1 protein-coding gene and 1 pseudogene are annotated in these 2,235 nt (G+C 46.4%); one reads left to right on the plus strand and one right to left on the minus strand.

What is annotated here, in order from left to right:
• Positions 1 to 74 precede the first annotated feature (74 nt).
• Positions 75 to 1,571 carry an IS66 family transposase gene (gene tnpC / locus FD01_RS08255; protein ID WP_056963666.1) on the plus strand — a complete coding sequence of 499 codons (1,497 nt, stop codon included), beginning with the start codon at positions 75 to 77 and terminating at the stop codon, positions 1,569 to 1,571.
• A 105-nt stretch (positions 1,572 to 1,676) separates the two neighbouring features.
• On the opposite strand, the pseudogene FD01_RS08260 reads toward tnpC, so the two are convergent.
• A pseudogene (locus tag FD01_RS08260) lies at positions 1,677 to 2,225 on the minus strand (transposase family protein); the annotation flags it as partial.
• Positions 2,226 to 2,235: the final 10 nt, after the last annotated feature.

A 2,235-nucleotide genomic window follows, 5' to 3' on the forward strand; every position in this document is an offset into this window, starting at 1 on the left:
AATCCACCAAAGAAGTCGTATTCAAATCAGCAAAGGAGTGGTAAAGTCTAAATCAAGAATAAGGTGGTGAGGACATGAGCGAAACGGTAGTAGTCGATGAACATGCGGAAGTACTCGCGTTAAGGCAAAAGGTTGACGAATTAGAAACTCAGCTTGAGTGGTTTAGAAAGCAAGTATTCGGTCAAAAATCTGAGCACGCAAAGCCTATGGATGTTAATCAGCTTTCCTTGTTTGCCCAACAGGTTGAGCAAGCCCAAGCAGCCTTATCCGTTGCCGAACAAGAAACTCATGTCAAAGCCTATGCCCGAAAGAAAAACAAGAAATCAAATGAGAAGCTTGGCCGCGAAGTCGAAACCATTGAGAAGACAATTGATATTACCGATGAGCAACGCAAGTGTGCGCCAGGCTGGAAGTTAGTGTCAATTGGACGTCGTAAGATGCGTACTAGTGCAACTTACGTTCCAGCGAAGGTAGCCAAAATCATCTACTATGTTCGAACTTATAAGAAAGTTTGCATTGACGGTGAGAAAGATCCAGAGTTTCTTCAAGCAAAGTTGCCTAACGCTGTCATTCCGCGCAGCGTCGCCACGTCCTCGATACTTGCCAAGGTGATTCATGATAAGTATGAGCTAGATGTTCCCTTGTATCGCCAACTGCAAGACTGGAAACGTGCTGGGTTGGCGGTGAGTGAAACAACGTTGAGCAATTGGATGATCGATAGCGCAGAATTGTTAGCGCCGATCTATGATCGAATGCATCAGTGCTTGATCCGGCAGAAATTTCTTCAAGGAGATGAGACCCCAACTCAAGTTCTCAAAGAGAATGGCCGTAAGGCAACAGATAAGTCATACATGTGGGTTGCCCGAACAGTGCGCAAGAGCCCCACACCGATGGTGTATTTCAAGTACGATCCACATCGCAGTCAAAGTGTTGCCCAAGAACTATACGCAAACTTTAGTGGTGTCCTTCAATGTGATGGATATGCCGGATATAACGGGCTAGCGATTGAACGAGTTGCCTGCATGGCCCATGTGCGTCGTAAGTTCTTTGAAGCAGCACGTGTCTCCAAGACGCTAGATACGAGTGTTCCATTGAAGTTACTTGATGCGATGTTTGCACTTGAGGAACAGTGGCAAAAGCTATCACCAAAGGCCCGCCGAAAACGTCGTCGTAGCAAGCTTTCACCATTGATGAAACGGTTCTGGATGTGGTGTGGTACGTGTGATGCTTTACCAAAGAGTAATCTAGGTAAAGCTGTTGCCTACGCAGAGGGCATGCGACCGTACGTTGACCGATTACTAAAGTATGGCGAGGTGGACTTTAGCAATAACGCTTCAGAACGCAACATGAAGAGTTATGTCATGGGACGAAAGAACTTCTTGTTCAGTACCAGCCCGGAGGGTGCGCGTGCAAATGCAATTTTGATGAGTATCATCGAGACGTGCAAAGCCAACGCGATCGATCCGATGACTTATCTGACGGAAGTCCTAGACGAAATGGCACAATATCCCGAGAATCGAAAATTCGAATATCTGGGGCAGTATTTGTCATGGAATTGGAAGCAGTCATAAGAATCTGGCCTTATATCAAGTTCAAAAGCCCGGTATCTGAGAGGAAAAGTCGCCTCTTAGATACTGGGCTTTTGATTATTGAACGTCATTTGGTTGGGTGCTTACGGTATCGGCGTCTATACAAATGAAAGACATCGCCGACTTAGTCGAACGGAACTCATCAAAGCACAGATTCTCTGGGAGCTTACGACTGGCGTGAGGATGGATATTGTCGTCAAGTGCCCTTTGAACGGAGTTCGTGGAGATTCCCAGAAGTAGCGCAATGGTTTTTACTGTGAGCGACTTACTGGCAAGTTTTAAGGCGTCTATTGCCAGTTTGTTTCCAATTGAATGGTTCGCTTTGACAACGGGTGTCGTCGCCGTGCAAGTTGTATGACAATTCAAACAGCGCCACCGTTGTTTGTTTAGTTCAAGAACTACAGGTTGATCTGACGGACCCTCAACGTGGATGTGGGTGAGCTTGTGTCCGTTCTTGTGAAGATCAGGGAAACCGCACTGTGGGCAGTGCGTGAGCGTGTACGTGAGTTCGGCGCGGATCACTAGGTATTTCTTGCGACCAGCCCCCTTGCCGTGGAAGTCTTCGCGAACGTCTTGAATATTAATATTTGTATCTGTAATTCCAAGCAATTTGCGTGTACTCTCTAATTGAGACATCTATTCCTAC

It is taken from the genome of Lacticaseibacillus manihotivorans DSM 13343 = JCM 12514 (assembly GCF_001435035.1).
GTDB lineage: Bacteria > Bacillota > Bacilli > Lactobacillales > Lactobacillaceae > Lacticaseibacillus > Lacticaseibacillus manihotivorans.